20 protein-coding genes are annotated in these 16698 nt (G+C 45.8%); 17 read left to right on the top strand and 3 right to left on the bottom strand.

Translation table 11 applies throughout. The features are described 5' to 3' along the window. Positions 1 to 17: 17 nt before the first annotated feature. Together HPC38_RS05585 and metN are read right to left on the bottom strand one after the other, a co-directional pair. The gene (locus HPC38_RS05585) at positions 18 to 683 is read right to left on the bottom strand and encodes a methionine ABC transporter permease (protein WP_208120299.1); all 666 of its coding nucleotides are present in this window, start codon (positions 681 to 683) and stop codon (positions 18 to 20) included. Further along, positions 676 to 1710, bottom strand: coding sequence for a methionine ABC transporter ATP-binding protein MetN (metN, locus tag HPC38_RS05580; protein WP_208120298.1), 1035 nt, complete (start codon positions 1708 to 1710; stop codon positions 676 to 678). The genes HPC38_RS05585 and metN overlap by 8 nt, the downstream gene beginning before the upstream one ends. Positions 1711 to 1860: 150 nt before the next feature. Here metN and gmhB point away from each other — a divergent pair, with 150 nt between their 5' ends. The 8 genes from gmhB to ruvB all read left to right on the top strand — a co-directional run bounded on the left by gmhB (position 1861) and on the right by ruvB (position 8583). Beyond that, positions 1861 to 2412: a D-glycero-beta-D-manno-heptose 1,7-bisphosphate 7-phosphatase gene (gmhB, locus tag HPC38_RS05575; RefSeq protein ID WP_208120297.1), complete on the top strand. Its 552-nt coding sequence runs from the start codon at positions 1861 to 1863 to the stop codon at positions 2410 to 2412. A gap of 89 nt (positions 2413 to 2501) precedes the next feature. Continuing rightward, the gene (gene aspS, locus HPC38_RS05570; protein WP_208120296.1) at positions 2502 to 4271 is read left to right on the top strand and encodes an aspartate--tRNA ligase; all 1770 of its coding nucleotides are present in this window, start codon (positions 2502 to 2504) and stop codon (positions 4269 to 4271) included. Positions 4272 to 4285: 14 nt separating this feature from the next. Then, the gene (locus tag HPC38_RS10570) at positions 4286 to 5140 is read left to right on the top strand and encodes an RsiV family protein (RefSeq protein WP_208120295.1); all 855 of its coding nucleotides are present in this window, start codon (positions 4286 to 4288) and stop codon (positions 5138 to 5140) included. After that, the gene (gene nudB / locus HPC38_RS05560) at positions 5127 to 5582 is read left to right on the top strand and encodes a dihydroneopterin triphosphate diphosphatase (protein ID WP_408021846.1); all 456 of its coding nucleotides are present in this window, start codon (positions 5127 to 5129) and stop codon (positions 5580 to 5582) included. Before HPC38_RS10570 ends, nudB begins: the two co-directional genes overlap by 14 nt. Next, a complete protein-coding gene (locus HPC38_RS05555) occupies positions 5582 to 6322 on the top strand; it encodes a YebC/PmpR family DNA-binding transcriptional regulator (RefSeq protein ID WP_208120294.1) in 741 nt (246 codons plus the stop codon). The genes nudB and HPC38_RS05555 overlap by 1 nt, the downstream gene beginning before the upstream one ends. 5 nt (positions 6323 to 6327) lie before the next feature. Next, a complete protein-coding gene (gene ruvC, locus HPC38_RS05550; protein ID WP_208120293.1) occupies positions 6328 to 6897 on the top strand; it encodes a crossover junction endodeoxyribonuclease RuvC in 570 nt (189 codons plus the stop codon). A gap of 59 nt (positions 6898 to 6956) precedes the next feature. Continuing rightward, positions 6957 to 7562 carry a Holliday junction branch migration protein RuvA gene (gene ruvA, locus HPC38_RS05545; RefSeq protein WP_208120292.1) on the top strand — a complete coding sequence of 202 codons (606 nt, stop codon included), beginning with the start codon at positions 6957 to 6959 and terminating at the stop codon, positions 7560 to 7562. Positions 7563 to 7569: 7 nt separating this feature from the next. Then, on the top strand, positions 7570 to 8583 hold the full coding sequence (ruvB, locus tag HPC38_RS05540; RefSeq protein ID WP_208120291.1) for a Holliday junction branch migration DNA helicase RuvB: 1014 nt from the start codon (positions 7570 to 7572) through the stop codon (positions 8581 to 8583). 2 nt (positions 8584 to 8585) lie between these two features. On the opposite strand, the gene HPC38_RS05535 is transcribed toward ruvB, so the two are convergent. After that, the gene (locus tag HPC38_RS05535; RefSeq protein ID WP_208120290.1) at positions 8586 to 8885 is read right to left on the bottom strand and encodes a DUF5339 domain-containing protein; all 300 of its coding nucleotides are present in this window, start codon (positions 8883 to 8885) and stop codon (positions 8586 to 8588) included. Positions 8886 to 9333: 448 nt separating this feature from the next. Between HPC38_RS05535 and HPC38_RS05530 the strand changes: the two genes are divergently transcribed. The 9 genes from HPC38_RS05530 to tolB all read left to right on the top strand — a co-directional run bounded on the left by HPC38_RS05530 (position 9334) and on the right by tolB (position 16697). Then, positions 9334 to 10884 carry a cytochrome ubiquinol oxidase subunit I gene (locus tag HPC38_RS05530; protein WP_208120289.1) on the top strand — a complete coding sequence of 517 codons (1551 nt, stop codon included), beginning with the start codon at positions 9334 to 9336 and terminating at the stop codon, positions 10882 to 10884. 14 nt (positions 10885 to 10898) lie between these two features. Beyond that, positions 10899 to 12035 (top strand): cytochrome d ubiquinol oxidase subunit II, encoded by a 1137-nt coding sequence (cydB, locus tag HPC38_RS05525; protein ID WP_208120288.1) that lies wholly within the window; start codon positions 10899 to 10901, stop codon positions 12033 to 12035. Between the two features lie 11 nt (positions 12036 to 12046). After that, positions 12047 to 12148: a cytochrome bd oxidase small subunit, CydX/CbdX family gene (locus HPC38_RS05520; protein WP_208120287.1), complete on the top strand. Its 102-nt coding sequence runs from the start codon at positions 12047 to 12049 to the stop codon at positions 12146 to 12148. A gap of 3 nt (positions 12149 to 12151) precedes the next feature. Then, positions 12152 to 12439 (top strand): cyd operon YbgE family protein, encoded by a 288-nt coding sequence (locus HPC38_RS05515; RefSeq protein ID WP_208120286.1) that lies wholly within the window; start codon positions 12152 to 12154, stop codon positions 12437 to 12439. A gap of 148 nt (positions 12440 to 12587) precedes the next feature. After that, positions 12588 to 13001 (top strand): tol-pal system-associated acyl-CoA thioesterase, encoded by a 414-nt coding sequence (gene ybgC, locus HPC38_RS05510; protein ID WP_208120285.1) that lies wholly within the window; start codon positions 12588 to 12590, stop codon positions 12999 to 13001. An 8-nt stretch (positions 13002 to 13009) separates the two neighbouring features. Next, positions 13010 to 13696 (top strand): protein TolQ, encoded by a 687-nt coding sequence (gene tolQ / locus HPC38_RS05505; protein WP_208120284.1) that lies wholly within the window; start codon positions 13010 to 13012, stop codon positions 13694 to 13696. A gap of 11 nt (positions 13697 to 13707) precedes the next feature. Continuing rightward, complete coding sequence (tolR, locus tag HPC38_RS05500) at positions 13708 to 14130, top strand: colicin uptake protein TolR (RefSeq protein WP_208120283.1); 423 nt, start codon at positions 13708 to 13710, stop codon at positions 14128 to 14130. A gap of 14 nt (positions 14131 to 14144) precedes the next feature. Beyond that, positions 14145 to 15365, top strand: coding sequence for a cell envelope integrity protein TolA (tolA, locus tag HPC38_RS05495; protein WP_208120282.1), 1221 nt, complete (start codon positions 14145 to 14147; stop codon positions 15363 to 15365). 27 nt (positions 15366 to 15392) lie between these two features. Further along, positions 15393 to 16697 (top strand): Tol-Pal system beta propeller repeat protein TolB, encoded by a 1305-nt coding sequence (gene tolB / locus HPC38_RS05490; RefSeq protein WP_208120281.1) that lies wholly within the window; start codon positions 15393 to 15395, stop codon positions 16695 to 16697. Position 16698: the final 1 nt, after the last annotated feature.

The following is a 16698-nucleotide window of genomic DNA, read 5'->3' as shown; positions in this document are numbered from 1 at the left end:
TTTTATAGACATTGGGTTTAACGATGATCAACGTAGCGAACAAGGCTGTCCCCTACAAATTGAATGATTTGTACCATGATAACCAAAATGATAACCACGGTGGTTAAAATTTCAGGCACATGGGTTTGATAACCATAACGAATGGCCACATCACCTAATCCACCGCCGCCAACGATGCCGGCCATAGCAGAGTAGTTAACCAGCGCGACTAATGTAATGGTGATGCCATTAATCAAGCCTGGCAGTGCCTCAGGCAATAAAAACTTCGTGATGATTTGTAAATTGCTTGCGCCCATCGCGCGCGCTGCTTCGGTTAGCCCACTTGGGATTTCAATCAGAGAGCCTTCCACCAAGCGTGCGATAAACGGCACAGCGGAGACGGTCAGTGGCACAATTGCCGCTGTGGTGCCGATGCTGGTGCCCACCACCGCGCGGGTAAAGGGAATGATCCAAAACAGTAAAATCACAAACGGAATGGCCCGCCCAATATTCACTGCCATACTCAAAGTGCGGTACAGCTTCATATTTTGGCGAATTTGCCCTTTGCGAGAAATAAATAAAATCACCCCGAGTGGGATCGCAAGTACTGTTGCAATCAAGCCAGAAACAAACACCATATACAGTGTTTCAAGGGTGGCTTGCCCAATCATATTCCAAACTTGCGGCGTTAATCGATCAAACATAGCCTAGCACCTCAACACGCACATTGTGCTCCATTAAATAAATTTTGGTCTGCTCAATGGCATCTTCTGGACCTTCCACCTCAGCGATAGTAAAGCCGAATTTTACACCACCGATATAGTCAATTTGTGACACTAAAATACTCAGCTCCACACCAAATTTTTTCGACGCCTGAGAAAGCAGTGGCGCGTCCACCGAGCGGCCAGTGAATTCAAATTTAATGATTGGCCATGAGTTAGGTCCTTTCGGCGAGCTGGAGAGTTGATCAATATACTCTTTAGGTAAATTGATGCGCACGGTGGATTTGATAAATCGCTTGGCAAGATCTGTTTTGGGATTGGAGAAGATTTCACTCACGCTGCCTTGTTCAATTAGTTGACCTTTATCAATCACCACCACATGGTGACAGATTTGCTTAACCACTTCCATTTCGTGCGTGATCAGCAAAATAGTTAAGCCCAGTTTTTGATTGATCTCTTGCAATAAATCCAAAATAGAGTGTGTGGTGGCTGGGTCCAACGCACTGGTGGCTTCGTCGCACAGCAAGACTTTTGGATTTGACGCCAGTGCGCGTGCAATCGCCACACGCTGCTTTTGCCCGCCTGAAAGGTTGCTAGGGTAGGCGTCTTTTTTATCCGCCAGCCCCACAAGTGCAAGCAAATCATCCACTTTTTGTTTGATTGTGGCTTTGCTCTCGCCCAGCAACTCCAACGGCAGTGCCACATTGCCAAACACAGTACGGCTACTGAGCAGGTTAAAATGTTGGAAGATCATGCCAATGTTACGCCGCGCTTTGATTAGCTGGCTATTGGTCATCGCAGTAAGTTCTTCGCCGTCTACAAACACTTGCCCGCTGGTAGGCGTTTCAAGTAAATTGGCGCAGCGAATCAAGGTGCTTTTGCCCGCACCTGAGGCGCCAATCACACCACAGATTTGCCCTTTGGGAATCTCCAAATTGACATTATCAAGTGCGGTCAGCGTGCGCCCGTCGACACTGAAGACTTTGTTAATGTTTTTTAGCTTAATCATAAAGCCCTACAATAAAAATAATGATTTTGGTCATTTTAGACGTCTAGATAGCTATGTCAATCACTATTTTCTCTTAGGCGCAAAAAAGTTGCGCCAATATGCTATAAAATACCGCATAATAGACAAAAATTTGTCATAAAGTAGGTAGGCATGAACAAAGCAATCTTTTTAGACCGTGACGGCACGCTCAATGTTGATTACGGTTATGTCCATAAAATTGATGATTTTACCTTTATCGACGGCAGCATTGAGGCGTTGATCAGCTTAAAAAAAATGGGATATTTGCTGGTGCTGGTGACCAATCAATCGGGCATTGCGCGCGGGTTATTTAGTGAGCAGCAGTTTTTGTCTTTGACTGAATGGATGGATTGGTCGTTGGCCGATCGAGGTGTGGATTTAGACGGCATCTATTACTGCCCGCACTTGCCTGAGGGGAAAGGAGAGTATGCCGTAGCATGCGATTGTCGCAAACCTGCGCCAGGTATGCTATTGCAAGCCATCGCCGAGCTGGATATTGATCCTACGCAATCGGTGATGATCGGTGATAAGCTGGCGGATATTCAAGCAGGTCTTCAGGCAGGCATTGGTTGTAATATTTTGGTACGCACAGGCAAAGCGGTCTCCCTACAAGATGAGCTCCTTGCCGATGCGGTGCTGGACTCCATCGCGGCACTACCGCACTTTTTGGCACAACGGAAGTAAAGTGCGGTTTGGATAAAAACGTGTTCAAACCGAGTGTAAATTCAGCTATAATCGACCAGTTAAACCTCTTTAAAACAAAGGATAAAAAAATGATGAGAACACATTATTGTGGTGATTTAAATGCCACAAATGTTGGGCAGGAAGTAACCTTAAGTGGTTGGGTACACCGCCGTCGCGATTTAGGTGGCTTGATTTTCTTGGATATGCGCGATCGTCAAGGCATTGTGCAGGTGTTTGTTGACCCTGCCAATCAAGAGGCGTTTGAAGCGGCCTCACGTCTGCGTGGTGAATTTTGTATTCAAGTGGTGGGCGATGTGCAAGCGCGCCCTGATAATCAAGTGAACAAGAATATGACCACGGGTGAAGTGGAAGTCTCCGCTAAAGCGGTGCGCGTATTTAATGCCTCTGAGGTTCTGCCACTGGATTTCAACCAAAATAATACCGAAGAACAGCGTTTGAAATACCGCTATTTGGATTTGCGTCGCCCTGAAATGGCTGATCGTATCAAAACCCGTGCCCGCATCACCAGCTTCGTGCGTCGTTTTATGGACAGCCACGGCTTTTTGGATATTGAAACACCAATGTTGACCAAAGCCACACCAGAAGGCGCGCGTGACTACCTCGTGCCAAGCCGCGTACACAAAGGCAAATTCTACGCCCTGCCACAATCACCACAATTGTTTAAACAGTTGCTGATGATGTCGGGTTTTGACCGCTACTATCAAATTGTTAAATGCTTCCGCGATGAAGATTTACGCGCCGACCGCCAGCCAGAATTTACCCAAATTGATGTGGAAACCTCTTTCATGAGCGCGCAAGATGTGCGTGACGTGATGGAAGAGATGGTCAAAGGCTTGTGGCAAGAAATTTTGGGCGTGGATTTGGGCAACTTCCCAGTGATGACCTTTGCAGAAGCCATGCGCCGCTTTGGCTCAGATAAGCCAGATTTACGCAATCCGCTAGAAATGGTGGACGTGGCGGATTTGCTTAAAGCTGTGGATTTCAAGGTGTTCAGCGGTCCGGCCAATGATCCAAACGGGCGCATTGCTGCGATCCGTGTGCCAAATGGCAACACCATCACGCGCAAACAAATTGATGAATACACTCAGTTTGTCGGCATTTATGGCGCGAAAGGACTGGCGTGGATGAAAGTCAACGACATCAATGCAGGCGTGGACGGCGTGCAAAGCCCAATTGCCAAATTCTTAAGCCCTGAGGTGTTAAGTGCGGTGCTCGAGAGAGTGGGCGCGCAAACAGGTGACATTATCTTCTTCGGTGCGGATACTTACAAAATCGTCACCGATGCGATGGGCGCATTGCGCTTGAAACTCGGACGGGATTGTGGCTTGACCGCACTTGATGAATGGAAACCGCTGTGGGTTATCGACTTCCCAATGTTTGAGCGTGACGATGAGGGCAATCTTGCCGCGATGCACCACCCATTCACGTCGCCAGCTAACGCAACGCCAGAGCAACTGGAGCAAGATCCAACGCAAGCTGTGGCGAATGCCTATGACATGGTAATTAACGGCTATGAAGTCGGTGGCGGTTCCGTGCGGATTTTTGACCCTGTGATGCAGCAAACCGTGTTCCGTATTTTAGGCATTGACGAGCAAGAACAACGTGAAAAATTTGGCTTCTTGCTTGATGCGTTGAAATTTGGTACACCGCCACACGCAGGTTTGGCCTTTGGCTTAGACCGTTTAACGATGCTACTCACAGGCACTGACAACATCCGTGATGTAATTGCCTTCCCGAAAACCACGGCAGCAGCCTGTTTATTGACCGACGCGCCAAGTTTTGGCAATGCGCAAGCATTAAATGAGTTGGCTATCAGTGTTGTGAAACAAAAGGATTAAGCATGAAAACGTCTTTGAAATTAACCGCGCTGACCGCACTTTTACTTAGTGCAACTGCTGTTCAGGCGCAAACACCGCTGCTGGATGTGAAGCCGGTGCAGTTAACAGCTGAAAAAGCGTGTATGGAGAAACCCGATTTACACTGTTATGCACTTCAAGTTGTGACTCTAAAAACAGGGCAAGCATGGTTAGATAGTTATTTTGAGGAGAATGCAAGAAATTACTTAGAGCCTGTTTTACCTTTTGATCTTGATGAAAAAGTAATTAAACAAAAACAGGTTGAATTTGCAAAACTTGATCTTGCAACGTTAGCAAAAGTACAGCTAGAAAGTGTTAAAAAAGTGTTGTCAGGTGAAGATGCGTTAATCGGCTGGGAAAGCTATTACGCGCCGCACTTTTTAGGACAGCGTGGTAATATTGCTATGTTTAGTGAAGATTTTTATGTGTTTCAAGGTGGTGCACATGGATTTGGCTCGACAACGTTTACTAATTTTGATTTAAATAGTCAAACACGCTTAAGCATAGATAATATTGTTGAGCCTGGTCAACGTTCAGTGTTGCTTAACTTGCTTAAAGCGGCTTATGTAGATTATATCAAAGCTGAAAATCAAGGTGTTGATGGTGCAACAGATGTAGATACTATCGCGCGAGAACGCTTAAATGACTATAAAGATACTTTTGCCGCTGATGATTTTAATTTCACATTCACCTATCGTGGTATTGAGTTTAAATTTCCACCGTATGCATTGGGCTCTTATGTCGAAGGTGAAATTAATTTGATTTTGCCATATCAAACGCTTTTTGGCGTGGTGAAATCTGAGTTTTTAGCAGACAGCATAAAATCGATTAATTTTAGTGAAAATTTTTAAACAGCCTGAAAGTGTATTAGTGGTGGTTTATGACCCCAGTACAGGTGCAGTGTTATTGCTCCGACGCAATGATGATCGCACTTTTTGGCAATCGGTCACGGGCAGCTTAGAACACAACGAAACCCCCGCGCAAGCTGCACGGCGAGAGCTTAAAGAAGAGTTAGGGCTTGCTGATGAGACAATTGAATTATACGATTGTCAAAAAGAGGTGGAGTTTGAGATTTTTCAACAGTTCAAGCACCGCTATGCTCCAGGCGTGAACACATGTCGCGAACATTGGTTTTTATTACCGCTGAGTCAGCATCAGCCATTGACCTTGAGTGAACATAATGCTTATCAATGGCTGGATGCTCAAAGTGCGGTTAGGCGCACCAAATCATGGAATAATGCGCAAGCAATTGAAGAATTTATTTTAAAACGTAACAACAAAGAGGATTTATAATGGCAGGTCACAGTAAGTGGGCAAACATTAAACACCGTAAAGCGGCGCAAGATGCAAAGCGTGGCAAAATTTTTACCAAGCTGATTCGTGAGTTGGTTACCGCGGCCAAAATTGGTGGTGCGGATATCAGTTCAAACCCACGCCTGCGAACCGCAGTGGACAAAGCGCTGGCCAGTAATATGACTCGTGATACCATCAACCGTGCGATTCAACGCGGCGCTGGTGGCGAAGATGACTCCAACATGGAAACCATTATCTATGAAGGTTATGGCCCAGCAGGCACCGCGGTGTATGTTGAGTGCTTGAGTGATAATCGTAACCGCACCGTTTCTGAAGTGCGCCACGCATTCACCAAAACAGGCGGTAATCTTGGTACAGATGGGTCTGTTGCGTATCTTTTCAGCAAAAAAGGCTTAATTTTAGTGGATGAAGGCGACGAAGAAGCCTTGATGGACGCCGCCCTTGAAGCAGGCGCGGAAGATATTCAAGGCCAAGATGACGGCAGCTTTGAAGTTTACACCGCATGGGAAGAGCTAAGTGCGGTGCGCGATGCGATTGAAGCCGCTGGCTTTAAGATCAGTGAAGCCGAAGTGACTATGATTCCATCGACGAGTGTGGAGTTAGACGCAGACAGTGCGCCTAAATTGATGCGCTTAGTGGATATGCTTGAAGATTGTGATGACGTGCAAAACGTCTATCACAACGCCGAGATCAGCGACGAAGTGGCCGCGTTGTTGTAATAAATATGGCGATCATTCTCGGCATTGACCCTGGTTCGCGTGTGACGGGCTATGGCGTGATTCGCCAAACAGGCAAGCAGTTGACTTATCTCGGCAGTGGTGCAATCCGTACCAATGTGGATGATCTGCCGAGCCGCCTTAAGCGCATTTACGCGGGCGTGAGTGAGATTATCGCACAGTTTCAGCCTGATATATTCGCTATTGAGCAGGTGTTTATGGCACGCAATGCTGACTCCGCGCTCAAGCTAGGGCAAGCGCGCGGCGCGGCGATTGTGGCAGCGGTCAACCACGAGTTGCCTGTGTTTGAATATGCCGCACGGCTGGTGAAGCAAACGGTGGTGGGAATCGGGTCGGCGGATAAAGCACAGGTGCAGCACATGGTCAGCGCCATGCTCCAACTCTCCGCCTCTCCACAAGCAGACGCCGCCGACGCTCTCGCCATTGCCATCACACACGCGCACAGTACGCTGCATTCACAACAGATCAATCAAGCGCTCAACATGCAAAATACCAGCGCGCTTACACTTAAAGCACGGTACAGTCACGGGCGTTTTCGCTTGAAGGCAGAAAAATAACTGGATATTTATACAGTTTTTATTTATGCTATAAGTACATAATTTTTCCAAGGACGATGATGATAGGGCGTTTACAAGGTATTTTAATCGAAAAGCAACCCCCTGAAATTTTGCTTGACGTTAACGGGGTGGGCTATGAGCTTTTGCTGCCGATGACCAGTTTTTACCAATTGCCTGAAACGGGCAACAGTGCGTGTTTATTCACTCATCTTGTGGTGCGGGAAGATGCGCACTTCTTGTTTGGCTTTATGCAAAAGCGCGACCGCACTTTGTTCCGTGAGCTGATCAAAACCAACGGTGTAGGTCCTAAATTGGCACTCGCCATTTTATCGGCGATGTCGGCTGATGAGTTTTCCTATGCGATTGAGCGTGAAGAACTTTCCAAATTGGTGAAAATCCCAGGCGTAGGCAAAAAAACCGCCGAGCGCTTGTTGGTGGAGCTGAAAGGGAAATTCAAAGACGTCAAACCCGTGTTTTTTGTTGATGACTTATCTGCTGTGCCAAATACACAACCGCTTGATGATGATCCTATCACTGAAGCGGTGGCTGCATTAATGGCGCTTGGCTACAAAGGGCAAGAGGCGGAAAAAATGGTCAAACGCGTGGCGAAGGCTGGTGTAAGTTGCGAAATGCTGATTCGTGATGCGCTAAAAAGTGCGATATAGGTGAAAGATGATAGAAGCGGATAGAATTATTAGCGCGGCCGATCTTGGCGGGGAAGATACTATTGACCGCGCCATTCGCCCTAAATTATTGCAAGACTACATCGGGCAAAGTGCGGTGCGCGCGCAGATGGAGATCTTTATTCAAGCCGCAAAGTTGCGCCAAGATGCGCTCGATCATTTGTTAATTTTCGGTCCGCCAGGGCTTGGTAAAACCACGTTGGCCAATATCATTGCCAATGAAATGGGTGTGAATATCCGCACCACTTCAGGACCAGTGTTAGAAAAAGCAGGTGATTTGGCTGCCATGTTGACCAATTTGGAAGCGCATGATGTGCTGTTTATCGATGAAATCCACCGTCTTTCTCCTGCAATTGAAGAAGTGCTTTACCCTGCGATGGAAGATTATCAACTTGATATTATGATTGGTGAAGGGCCAGCAGCACGCTCGATCAAATTGGATTTGCCTCCTTTTACATTGGTTGGTGCCACAACCCGTGCAGGATCATTAACCTCGCCATTGCGCGATCGTTTTGGCATTGTGCAACGTTTGGAATTTTATTCCATTGAGGATCTCACCTTGATTGTTGAACGCTCTAGTCATTGTTTGGGCTTGAAACTCAAAGAACAAGCGGCGCTTGAGGTGGCTAAACGCTCACGTGGTACGCCACGCATTGCTAACCGTTTGTTACGCCGTGTGCGAGATTATGCAGATGTCAAAAATCAAGGTGAGATCACGCTTAGTGTGGCGCAAGATGCACTGAAAATGCTAGATATTGATCATCAAGGGTTTGATTATTTGGATCGTAAATTATTACTGGCATTAACAGGACAATTTGCAGGAGGGCCTGTAGGGTTAGATAGCCTTGCGGCAGCGATTGGTGAAGAGAGAGAGACAATTGAAGATGTGCTTGAGCCTTTTTTAATTCAGCGTGGCTTTTTGCAGCGCACGCCTCGTGGGCGTGTAGCCACAGCGCAGACATACTTGCACTTAGGGCTTAATTGCCCTGAAGACAAACGTTAATATCAGTTATTGCTGATGTCTTTGTTTTTCAGATTGTTAAGTGCGGTTAAACCTTTGTCGCAACTTTTAATTTGGACTTCACGTTCAAGCGCCAAAATTTGTTTTTTGCTTTGTGATAATTTGTTTTTGATTGAAGTGAATTGGGTGTGGGTGCCAGGTTGTTGTTCAGCTTCTTTGATCAGTTGCTCTGTTTCGGTGAATAGCTTTTTGCATTGGCTTGGCAATTGCTCTGCTTGTGCATTGAATGCTAATAGACCGAGTCCGAAAAGCATACCTAGAGTGAATCGAATAGTGTGAGTCATTTAAACGCCCTTTCCAAAATACTTGATAATTTTAAATTGTATAATCGTTCCAAAAGTAACAAATTAAAACCGTTATGTCTATTTTTTGTCATTAAATTAACGTAAATTTTAACAAAATACTTCAGTAATTTAATAAGGTATAAGGTTAAAAAATAACAAAATTTTAATAAAGTTGATTTATATCAATTTTTGCAGACGGTTTCATTTCGTGATTTTTTGATCTTTGTAATAAAATGTGACAGAAATATTAAAATTTCTGTTTTTTGTGTCTGATCACAGGTATGATAAATAGAATTTTTGCTTATTCACACTTTTTGTTTATTGATGGGGTATTGATCATTAAATATAAAAGTGCGGTGAGTATTTTGAAGTGGCATTGATTTAAATGCTGGGGTGATTACATTGCGTAATCAAACACTAAAACTTGTAGTGTTTACAAGGAGTTGAGATGTTAGATATTGTTGAACTCTCTCGATTGCAGTTCGCATTAACCGCACTTTATCACTTTTTGTTTGTACCACTAACACTTGGGCTTTCATTTATCTTAGTGATCATGGAAACTTTGTATGTGGTGACAGGCAAAGAAGTGTATAAAGATATGACCAAATTCTGGGGTAAGTTATTTGGTATCAACTTTGCCCTTGGGGTGACCACTGGGATCACTATGGAGTTCCAATTTGGAACTAACTGGTCATACTATTCTCATTATGTTGGGGATATTTTCGGCGCGCCTTTGGCGGTTGAAGCGTTGCTTGCCTTCTTTATGGAATCTACCTTTGTAGGTCTATTCTTTTTTGGTTGGGATCGCCTATCTAAAGGCAAACACTTGTTGTCAACCTATCTCGTGGCAATTGGTTCAAACCTTTCTGCAATGTGGATTTTGGTGGCCAATGGCTGGATGCAAAAACCAGTAGGGTCAGAATTTAATTTTGAAACCATGCGAATGGAAATGACCAGCTTCCTCGATTTGTGGTTAAGTCCAATTGCACAAACCAAATTTATGCACACACTATCAGCAGGTTATGTTTGTGGTGCCATTTTCGTATTAGGTATCAGCTCATATTACTTGCTCAAAGGGCGTGATATTGGCTTTGCTAAACGCTCATTCTCTGTCGCTGCACCTTTCGGCTTGATCGCGATAATTTCTGTGGTGATTATGGGGGATGAGTCAGGTTACTATATTGGTAAAGCTCAGCCTGTAAAATTAGCTGCAATGGAAGGGGAATGGCATACAGAGCCTGCACCAGCTGACTGGAACTTGTTTGTCATTCCAAATGAGAAAGAAATGAAAAATGATTTTGCCATTTCTATTCCGTATGCAGCGGGGATCATCGCAACCCGTTCACTAACTGAAGAAATCACAGGCTTACGTGATTTGAAAGTGGAAAATGAACAACGTGTACGCAACGGTATGGTGGCTTACCAATTGCTGCAAAAACTGCGTAGTGGTGACTATACTGATGCAGAGAAAGCACAGTTTAAAGAATATGAAAAAGACTTAGGCTTTGGCTTATTGCTTAAGAGCTATACCGACAATGTGGTTGATGCAACCGATGAGCAAATCAAACAAGCAGCCGCTTCTACAATTCCTAAAGTAGGGCCTACTTTCTATGCGTTCCGTGTGATGATGGCCGTAGGTGGATTGCTAATATTGTTGTTGATTGCAGCCTTTGCGACCACGGTAAGTAAAAAAATAGGTCAAAGACGTTGGCTACATCATTTGTTGCTATGGGGTCTTCCTCTGCCTTGGATTGCCATTGAAAGTGGCTGGTTCTTGACAGAATATGGCCGTCAACCATGGGCGATTTATAATATGTTGCCAGTGGGTGTGGCGCACTCTGATTTGACCACAGGCGATCTTTGGTTCTCGATTATTACAATCTGTACGATCTACAGTATCTTCTTGGTTGCTGAGATGTATTTGATGTTCAAATACGGTCGCCTTGGCCCAAGCGCGCTAAAAACAGGTCGTTACTATTTTGAACAAACAGCGAAATAAGCAGGAGACAAAAGATGATTGATTACGAAATTCTCCGTTTTATCTGGTGGCTGCTGGTTGGCGTATTGCTGTTAGGATTTGCAGTAACAGACGGTTTTGACATGGGCGTGTTGACCTTGTTGCCATTTGCAGGCAAAAAAGAAGTTGAGCGTCGTGTGATGATTAATACCATCGCCCCACACTGGGATGGTAACCAAGTCTGGTTACTCACCGCAGGGGGCGCAATGTTTGCTGCATGGCCGATGGTGTATGCCACCTCGTTTTCAGGCTTTTTCATTGCCATGATTTTGGTGTTGGCTGCGTTATTCTTCCGCCCAGTGGGCTTGGAGTATCGTGCAAAAATCGACAGTCCAAAATGGCGTAGTGCGTGGGATTGGGGCCTTTGCATCAGTGGCTTGGTGCCATCATTGGTGTTTGGTGTTGCCTTTGGCAACCTATTGCAAGGTGTGCCATTTGAATTCAATGATATTTTGCAAGTGAAATACACTGGCTCTTTCTGGGGCTTATTGAATCCTTTCGCGTTACTGTGTGGCTTGATTAGTTTGTCTATGCTGACCACTCAAGGCGCGGCATGGCTGCAAATGAAAACTACAGGTGATTTACGTGACCGTGCCAGAATGGTCACTCAAGTGGGTGCTTTTGCAACCTTGATTACCTTTGCATTAGCGGGTGTGTGGTTGTTGTTCAAAGACGGCTTTGTGGTCACGAGCGTGATGGATCACAACGCGGCTTCAACCCCATTGGGCAAAGAAGTGGCGCTGGAAACAGGCGCATGGTTCAATAACTTTAAAGCGATGCCAATCTTATGGGCTTTACCGGCGTTGGGCTTGGTGGGCGCGTTGTTGAACATTGTGTTCTCGAAAGCTAACCGCTCAGGTTTTGCCTTCTTGTTCTCATCATTGACTATGGCTGGTATTATTTTCACCTGTGGTGTGGCAATGTTCCCATTCATTATGCCATCAATTACACAGCCGAACACAAGTTTAACCATGTGGGATGCAACATCAAGTCAATTAACGTTGACCTTGATGCTTGGCTTTGCTCTCGTTTTCGTGGTGATTTTGCTGGCGTACACTATTTGGGCATACATTAAAATGTTTGGCCGCATCGACAGTAACTTCATTGAAAACAACAAAAGCTCACTTTACTAGGAGGACACACGATGTATTATGTTGTATGGATCTTGGGTGTTATGCTTGCTGTGATGTTCTCAGCCATCGTGACGATTAGTGCTGAAAAAACAGGCACTTTTGATAACGAGTAAATAATGCTTGATAAACTCTATCAATCAGTCAACAAGGGCTCCTGGCGAGCCCTTTCACTTATCTTAGCCGTGGTATTGATGGTCACTTTGTTTATCAATGCGAAACGTTTTGCTTTGGATTTTGGTGGACCGTCGCCGTTGTTTACGTCCTTTTTGATTTGGGGAACATCCATTTTATGGATTCATGGTATCGGGCTTGATCTCATCAAAGCACGTTGGAAACTGATTTTCAATCCGTTCATCGGCTACATTGCGGCTATTTCAGGGCTAGCATTTATCTACCTTTTCTAGCATAAAGCATCTCTAAGGGATGCTTTTTATCGAACAATCAAGTAAAAGTGCGGTCTAAATGCGTAATATTGGATAACTGTTATGCAATTGCTAGACAATTGGGCAGAAATTCTTGATAATATCAAGCTTTGAAGAGTGGAGTTGCGCCGTGCATCATTTTGACCTACGCGTATATTACGAGGACACCGACGCTGGTGGCGTGGTTTATCACGCGCGCTATTTGCACTTTTTTGAGCGTGCGCGCACCGAATATTTGCGCCAGCTTGGCTTTTCGCAGCAGGCATTGTTAGCTGAACGCCAGCTTGCCTTTGTGGTGAAGCGGTTGGAGATTGATTATCGCCAGCCCGCTAGGCTCGATGATACGTTAGTTGTGCAAAGTGCGGTCAGCGAAATCAAAGGTGCAAGCTTAGTGTTTAAGCAAAGTCTATGGCGCAGTGATAACTGTCTGTCGCAGGCCACAGTGGTGGTGGTTGCGGTCAATTTAAGCAAAATGAAACCGATGGCACTGCCAACTGAAATTCGCAGTGCTTTTATTTTACCAAGTAGTGATCTTGACGATTGAGGTTTTTAATGTCAAACGAGTTAAACTTTCTACAATTATTTTTAGATGCCAGTATCGTGGTGCAAATCGTAATTGGTATTCTTATCCTGTTTTCTATTATCTCTTGGGCGATCATGATCCAGCGTAGTGCCATTTTGCGCCAAGCACTGAAATCGTCCGCCACGTTTGAAGATCGCTTTTGGTCGGGTGAAGACCTACATAAACTCTACGATGGGCTTGAAAATCGTCGTGATGGCTTAAGTGGCAGCGAGCAGATTTTTTATGTTGGTTTTAAAGAATTTCTGCGTTTGCAGTCGACCCACAGTTCACCTGAAGCCGTGATTCAAGGCACTACGCGTGCGATGAATCTTACCCTTAACCGCGAAATTGAAGATGTGGAAAACCGCATTCCATTTTTGGCAACCGTAGCCTCTATTAGTCCATATATCGGTTTATTCGGCACCGTGTGGGGGATTATGCACGCATTTATGGCATTGAGTAACGTTAAACAAGCAACCTTGCAAATGGTCGCACCAGGGATTGCTGAAGCCTTGATTGCCACTGCCATTGGTTTGTTTGCCGCGATCCCAGCGGTAATGGCCTATAACCGCTTAAGCTTGCGGGTGAGCAAACTGGAGCAAAATTACAGCAACTTTATTGATGAGTTCACCACCATTTTGCATCGCCAAGCCTTTGCAAAACATCAAGTAGCGTAATCGAGGTTGTTATGGCATATCGACGTCAAAGACGTAATATCAAGTCAGAAATCAATATTGTGCCATTTTTGGACGTGTTATTGGTGCTATTGCTGATTTTTATGGCCACGGCGCCTATCATCAGCCAAAGTGTTGAGGTGGAGCTGCCTGATTCTACCGACAGCAAAAGTGTCTCTAATGAAGACAAAACACCAGTGATTTTGGAAGTCACGGGCGTGGGGGAATACACGCTGGTGATCGACGGGCAACGCAATGAAAATTTAAGTGAAAGTGCGGTCACTGAAATGTCAAAAGCGATTTACGACAAAGACAACCAAACGACCTTTTTGGTGGGGGGCGCAAAAGATGCCCCCTATGAAGAGATTATCAAGGGGCTGAGTTTGCTCCATTTGGCTGGTGTTGACAAAGCAGGTTTGATGACCAACCCGCTCTAAGCAAAGGAAGCAGTGTGCGAAGTGATAAAAACAAGAAGTTAAGTCGTGCGGTTGTTGTTTCAATCTTGCTGCATGTACTCCTTTTTCTTACGCTCATTCTCGGCTCGCTTTGGTATCGCTATATGCCAGCGATGGGCGGCGGTGAAGGCGACGGCGACACCATGGGTGTGGTGATGGTTGACACAGGCCAAGCTGCGCGCGAGTTAGGCCGTGTTAAACAGCAACAAAAAGGCGATGTTGAACGCGCTAAACAAGAGCAAGAAAAGCGTGAAATTGCCGAACGTGAACAAAAACAACGTGAGGCACAAAAGCAGCGCGAGCTTGCAAAACAACGCGAGGCTGAAAAGCAAAAAGCTGAGCAGGCGCGGGAAGAGGCGCAACGCCAAAAACAAGAACAAGAAAAATTGCAACAACAAAAATTACAGCAAGAGAAACAAGCTAAAGAAGAGGCTCAACGCCAAGCTCAATTGGCAGAAAAAGCAAAAAAAGAAGCCGAATTAAAAGCCCAAGCCGAGGCGAAAGCCAAAGCCGCCGCTGAGGCCAAAGAGAAAGCCCAAGCCGAGATGAAAGCCAAAGCTGCGGCTGAGGCCAAAGAGAAAGCCCAAGCCGAGGCGAAAGCCAAAGCCGCGGCTGAGGCCAAGGCGAAAGCGGAAGCTGACGCAAAAGCCAAAGCTGCCGCTGAGGCCAAGGCAAAAGCGGAAGCTGACGCAAAAGCCAAAGCTGCCGCTGAGGCCAAGGCAAAAGCTGAAGCTGACGCAAAAGCCAAAGCCGCCGCTGAGGCCAAGGCGAAAGCCGAAGCTGATGTAAAAGCTAAAGCCGCGAAAGCGAAGGCTGCGCAGCAAGCCGCATTAGATGACTTGATTAACAACGGTACTATTGGCGGTGGTTCGGCTAATCGCGGGTCCAACCAAAACGGCAAAGGCTCACAAGGTCAAGGTGCTGCGGCAGGAAGTGGTAATGGTGATAAAGTAGGTGATCAATACGCAGGTATGATCAAACGTGTGATCCAACGCCGCTTCATTCGTGATCCTAGTTTTGCTGGTAAGGTGTGCAGCGTACGTATTTCACTGGCTCGCGATGGAACCATTTTAGGCTATGACAATGTGTCAGGCCCAAACGATATTTGTAACTCTGCACTGCGTGCAATTAAAGGTACTCGTAAAGTGCCCGCAGCGCCGTCGGATGCAGTTTACAATAAATACAAAAATCCAACCATTGAGTTTGATTTAAAATAAATGCAATTTTCATAATAGGTGGTTTGAATGAAACAACTTAAGCAAATGTTGACCGCACTTGGCTTCTTATTTGTGCTGGTGGCCAGCGTCAAAGCGGAAGAAGTGCGCATTGTGATTGATGAAGGGGTCGATGGCGCGCAACCTATCGCTGTGGTGCCTTTCAAATGGAATGGCCCCGGCAGTGCGCCAGAAGATATTGCGGATATTGTCGCGGCAGATTTGCGCAATAGTGGCAAATTTAACCCCATTGCGCCTGCTCGTATGCCACAAAAGCCAGCTTCAGCGGGTGAAGTGAACCCCGAAGCGTGGTCAGCGTTGGGCATTAGTGAAATCGTGGTTGGGCAAATCACGCCAGATGGCGCAGGCTACAATGTGGCTTATCAACTGGTGGATACCATTGGCGGTGGTGGTGCGGCAGGCTCCGTATTAATGCAAAACAGCTATCATATTCCAAACAATAAACAATTGCGTTACGGCGCGCACACTGTCAGTGATGAAGTGTTTGAAAAGCTCACAGGCATTCGTGGTGCTTTCCGTACTCGTATTGCCTATGTAGTGCAGCACAATGGCGGTTCGAAACCTTATGAATTGCGCGTTGCAGACTATGATGGTCACAACCAATTTATCGTTAACCGCAGTTCGCAACCTATCATGTCACCAAGCTGGTCGGCAGATGGCAAAAAACTCGCTTATGTGAGTTTTGAGAATAAAAAATCTCAAATCGTCACGCAAGATCTTAATTCAGGTGCGCGCAAAGTGGTGGCTTCTGCGCCACGTCATAATGGTGCACCAGCGTTCTCACCAGATGGTTCGCGCCTTGCGTATGCGTCATCGCGTGATGGTAAATTGAATATTTATGTGAAAAACATTAACGGTGGCGGTGAAGTACAGCTCACCCGTGATGCAGGTAATAACACAGAGCCGAGCTGGTCGCCAGATGGCCGCTCTATTGTGTTTACTTCAGACCGTGGCGGCAGCCCGCAAGTGTATATGATGAGTGCTAACGGCGGTGGTGCTAGTTATGTTGGTAGCGGTGGTCGCAGTTACAGTGGTCAAATCACGTCAGATGGTAAAAATCTCATTATGATCGATTCTGATCATATCGTGAAAAAAGATCTCGCAACAGGAAAAGTTGAAGTGTTAGGTTCAACCTTCTTAGACGAGAGTCCAAGTGTATCACCAAATGGCATTATGATTATTTATAGCTCTACCCAAGGCTTGGGGAAAGTGCTACAATTGGTGTCTACCGATGGACGCTTTAAAGCGCGGTTGCCAGGTGTGGACGGTCAAATTAAGTTCCCAGCTTGGTCTCCATTTCTTACTAAAAACTAAG

This window comes from Spirabiliibacterium pneumoniae (assembly GCF_014884995.1).
Lineage (GTDB): Bacteria > Pseudomonadota > Gammaproteobacteria > Enterobacterales > Pasteurellaceae > Spirabiliibacterium > Spirabiliibacterium pneumoniae.
Note: the sequence above shows the minus strand (reverse complement) of the source record. Positions and strands in the feature narration are given on the sequence as shown.

Coding starts and splice junctions, on each gene's coding strand:
- HPC38_RS05520 (WP_208120287.1), top strand. CDS start 12,047: ATGTATTATGTTGTATGGATCTTGGGTGTTATGCTTGCTGTGATGTTC.
- ruvA (WP_208120292.1), top strand. CDS start 6,957: ATGATAGGGCGTTTACAAGGTATTTTAATCGAAAAGCAACCCCCTGAA.
- HPC38_RS05535 (WP_208120290.1), bottom strand. CDS start 8,885: ATGACTCACACTATTCGATTCACTCTAGGTATGCTTTTCGGACTCGGT.
- cydB (WP_208120288.1), top strand. CDS start 10,899: ATGATTGATTACGAAATTCTCCGTTTTATCTGGTGGCTGCTGGTTGGC.
- ruvC (WP_208120293.1), top strand. CDS start 6,328: ATGGCGATCATTCTCGGCATTGACCCTGGTTCGCGTGTGACGGGCTAT.
- HPC38_RS05515 (WP_208120286.1), top strand. CDS start 12,152: ATGCTTGATAAACTCTATCAATCAGTCAACAAGGGCTCCTGGCGAGCC.
- gmhB (WP_208120297.1), top strand. CDS start 1,861: ATGAACAAAGCAATCTTTTTAGACCGTGACGGCACGCTCAATGTTGAT.
- tolR (WP_208120283.1), top strand. CDS start 13,708: ATGGCATATCGACGTCAAAGACGTAATATCAAGTCAGAAATCAATATT.
- aspS (WP_208120296.1), top strand. CDS start 2,502: ATGATGAGAACACATTATTGTGGTGATTTAAATGCCACAAATGTTGGG.
- HPC38_RS05530 (WP_208120289.1), top strand. CDS start 9,334: ATGTTAGATATTGTTGAACTCTCTCGATTGCAGTTCGCATTAACCGCA.
- HPC38_RS05555 (WP_208120294.1), top strand. CDS start 5,582: ATGGCAGGTCACAGTAAGTGGGCAAACATTAAACACCGTAAAGCGGCG.
- metN (WP_208120298.1), bottom strand. CDS start 1,710: ATGATTAAGCTAAAAAACATTAACAAAGTCTTCAGTGTCGACGGGCGC.
- HPC38_RS05585 (WP_208120299.1), bottom strand. CDS start 683: ATGTTTGATCGATTAACGCCGCAAGTTTGGAATATGATTGGGCAAGCC.
- ruvB (WP_208120291.1), top strand. CDS start 7,570: ATGATAGAAGCGGATAGAATTATTAGCGCGGCCGATCTTGGCGGGGAA.
- tolQ (WP_208120284.1), top strand. CDS start 13,010: ATGTCAAACGAGTTAAACTTTCTACAATTATTTTTAGATGCCAGTATC.
- tolB (WP_208120281.1), top strand. CDS start 15,393: ATGAAACAACTTAAGCAAATGTTGACCGCACTTGGCTTCTTATTTGTG.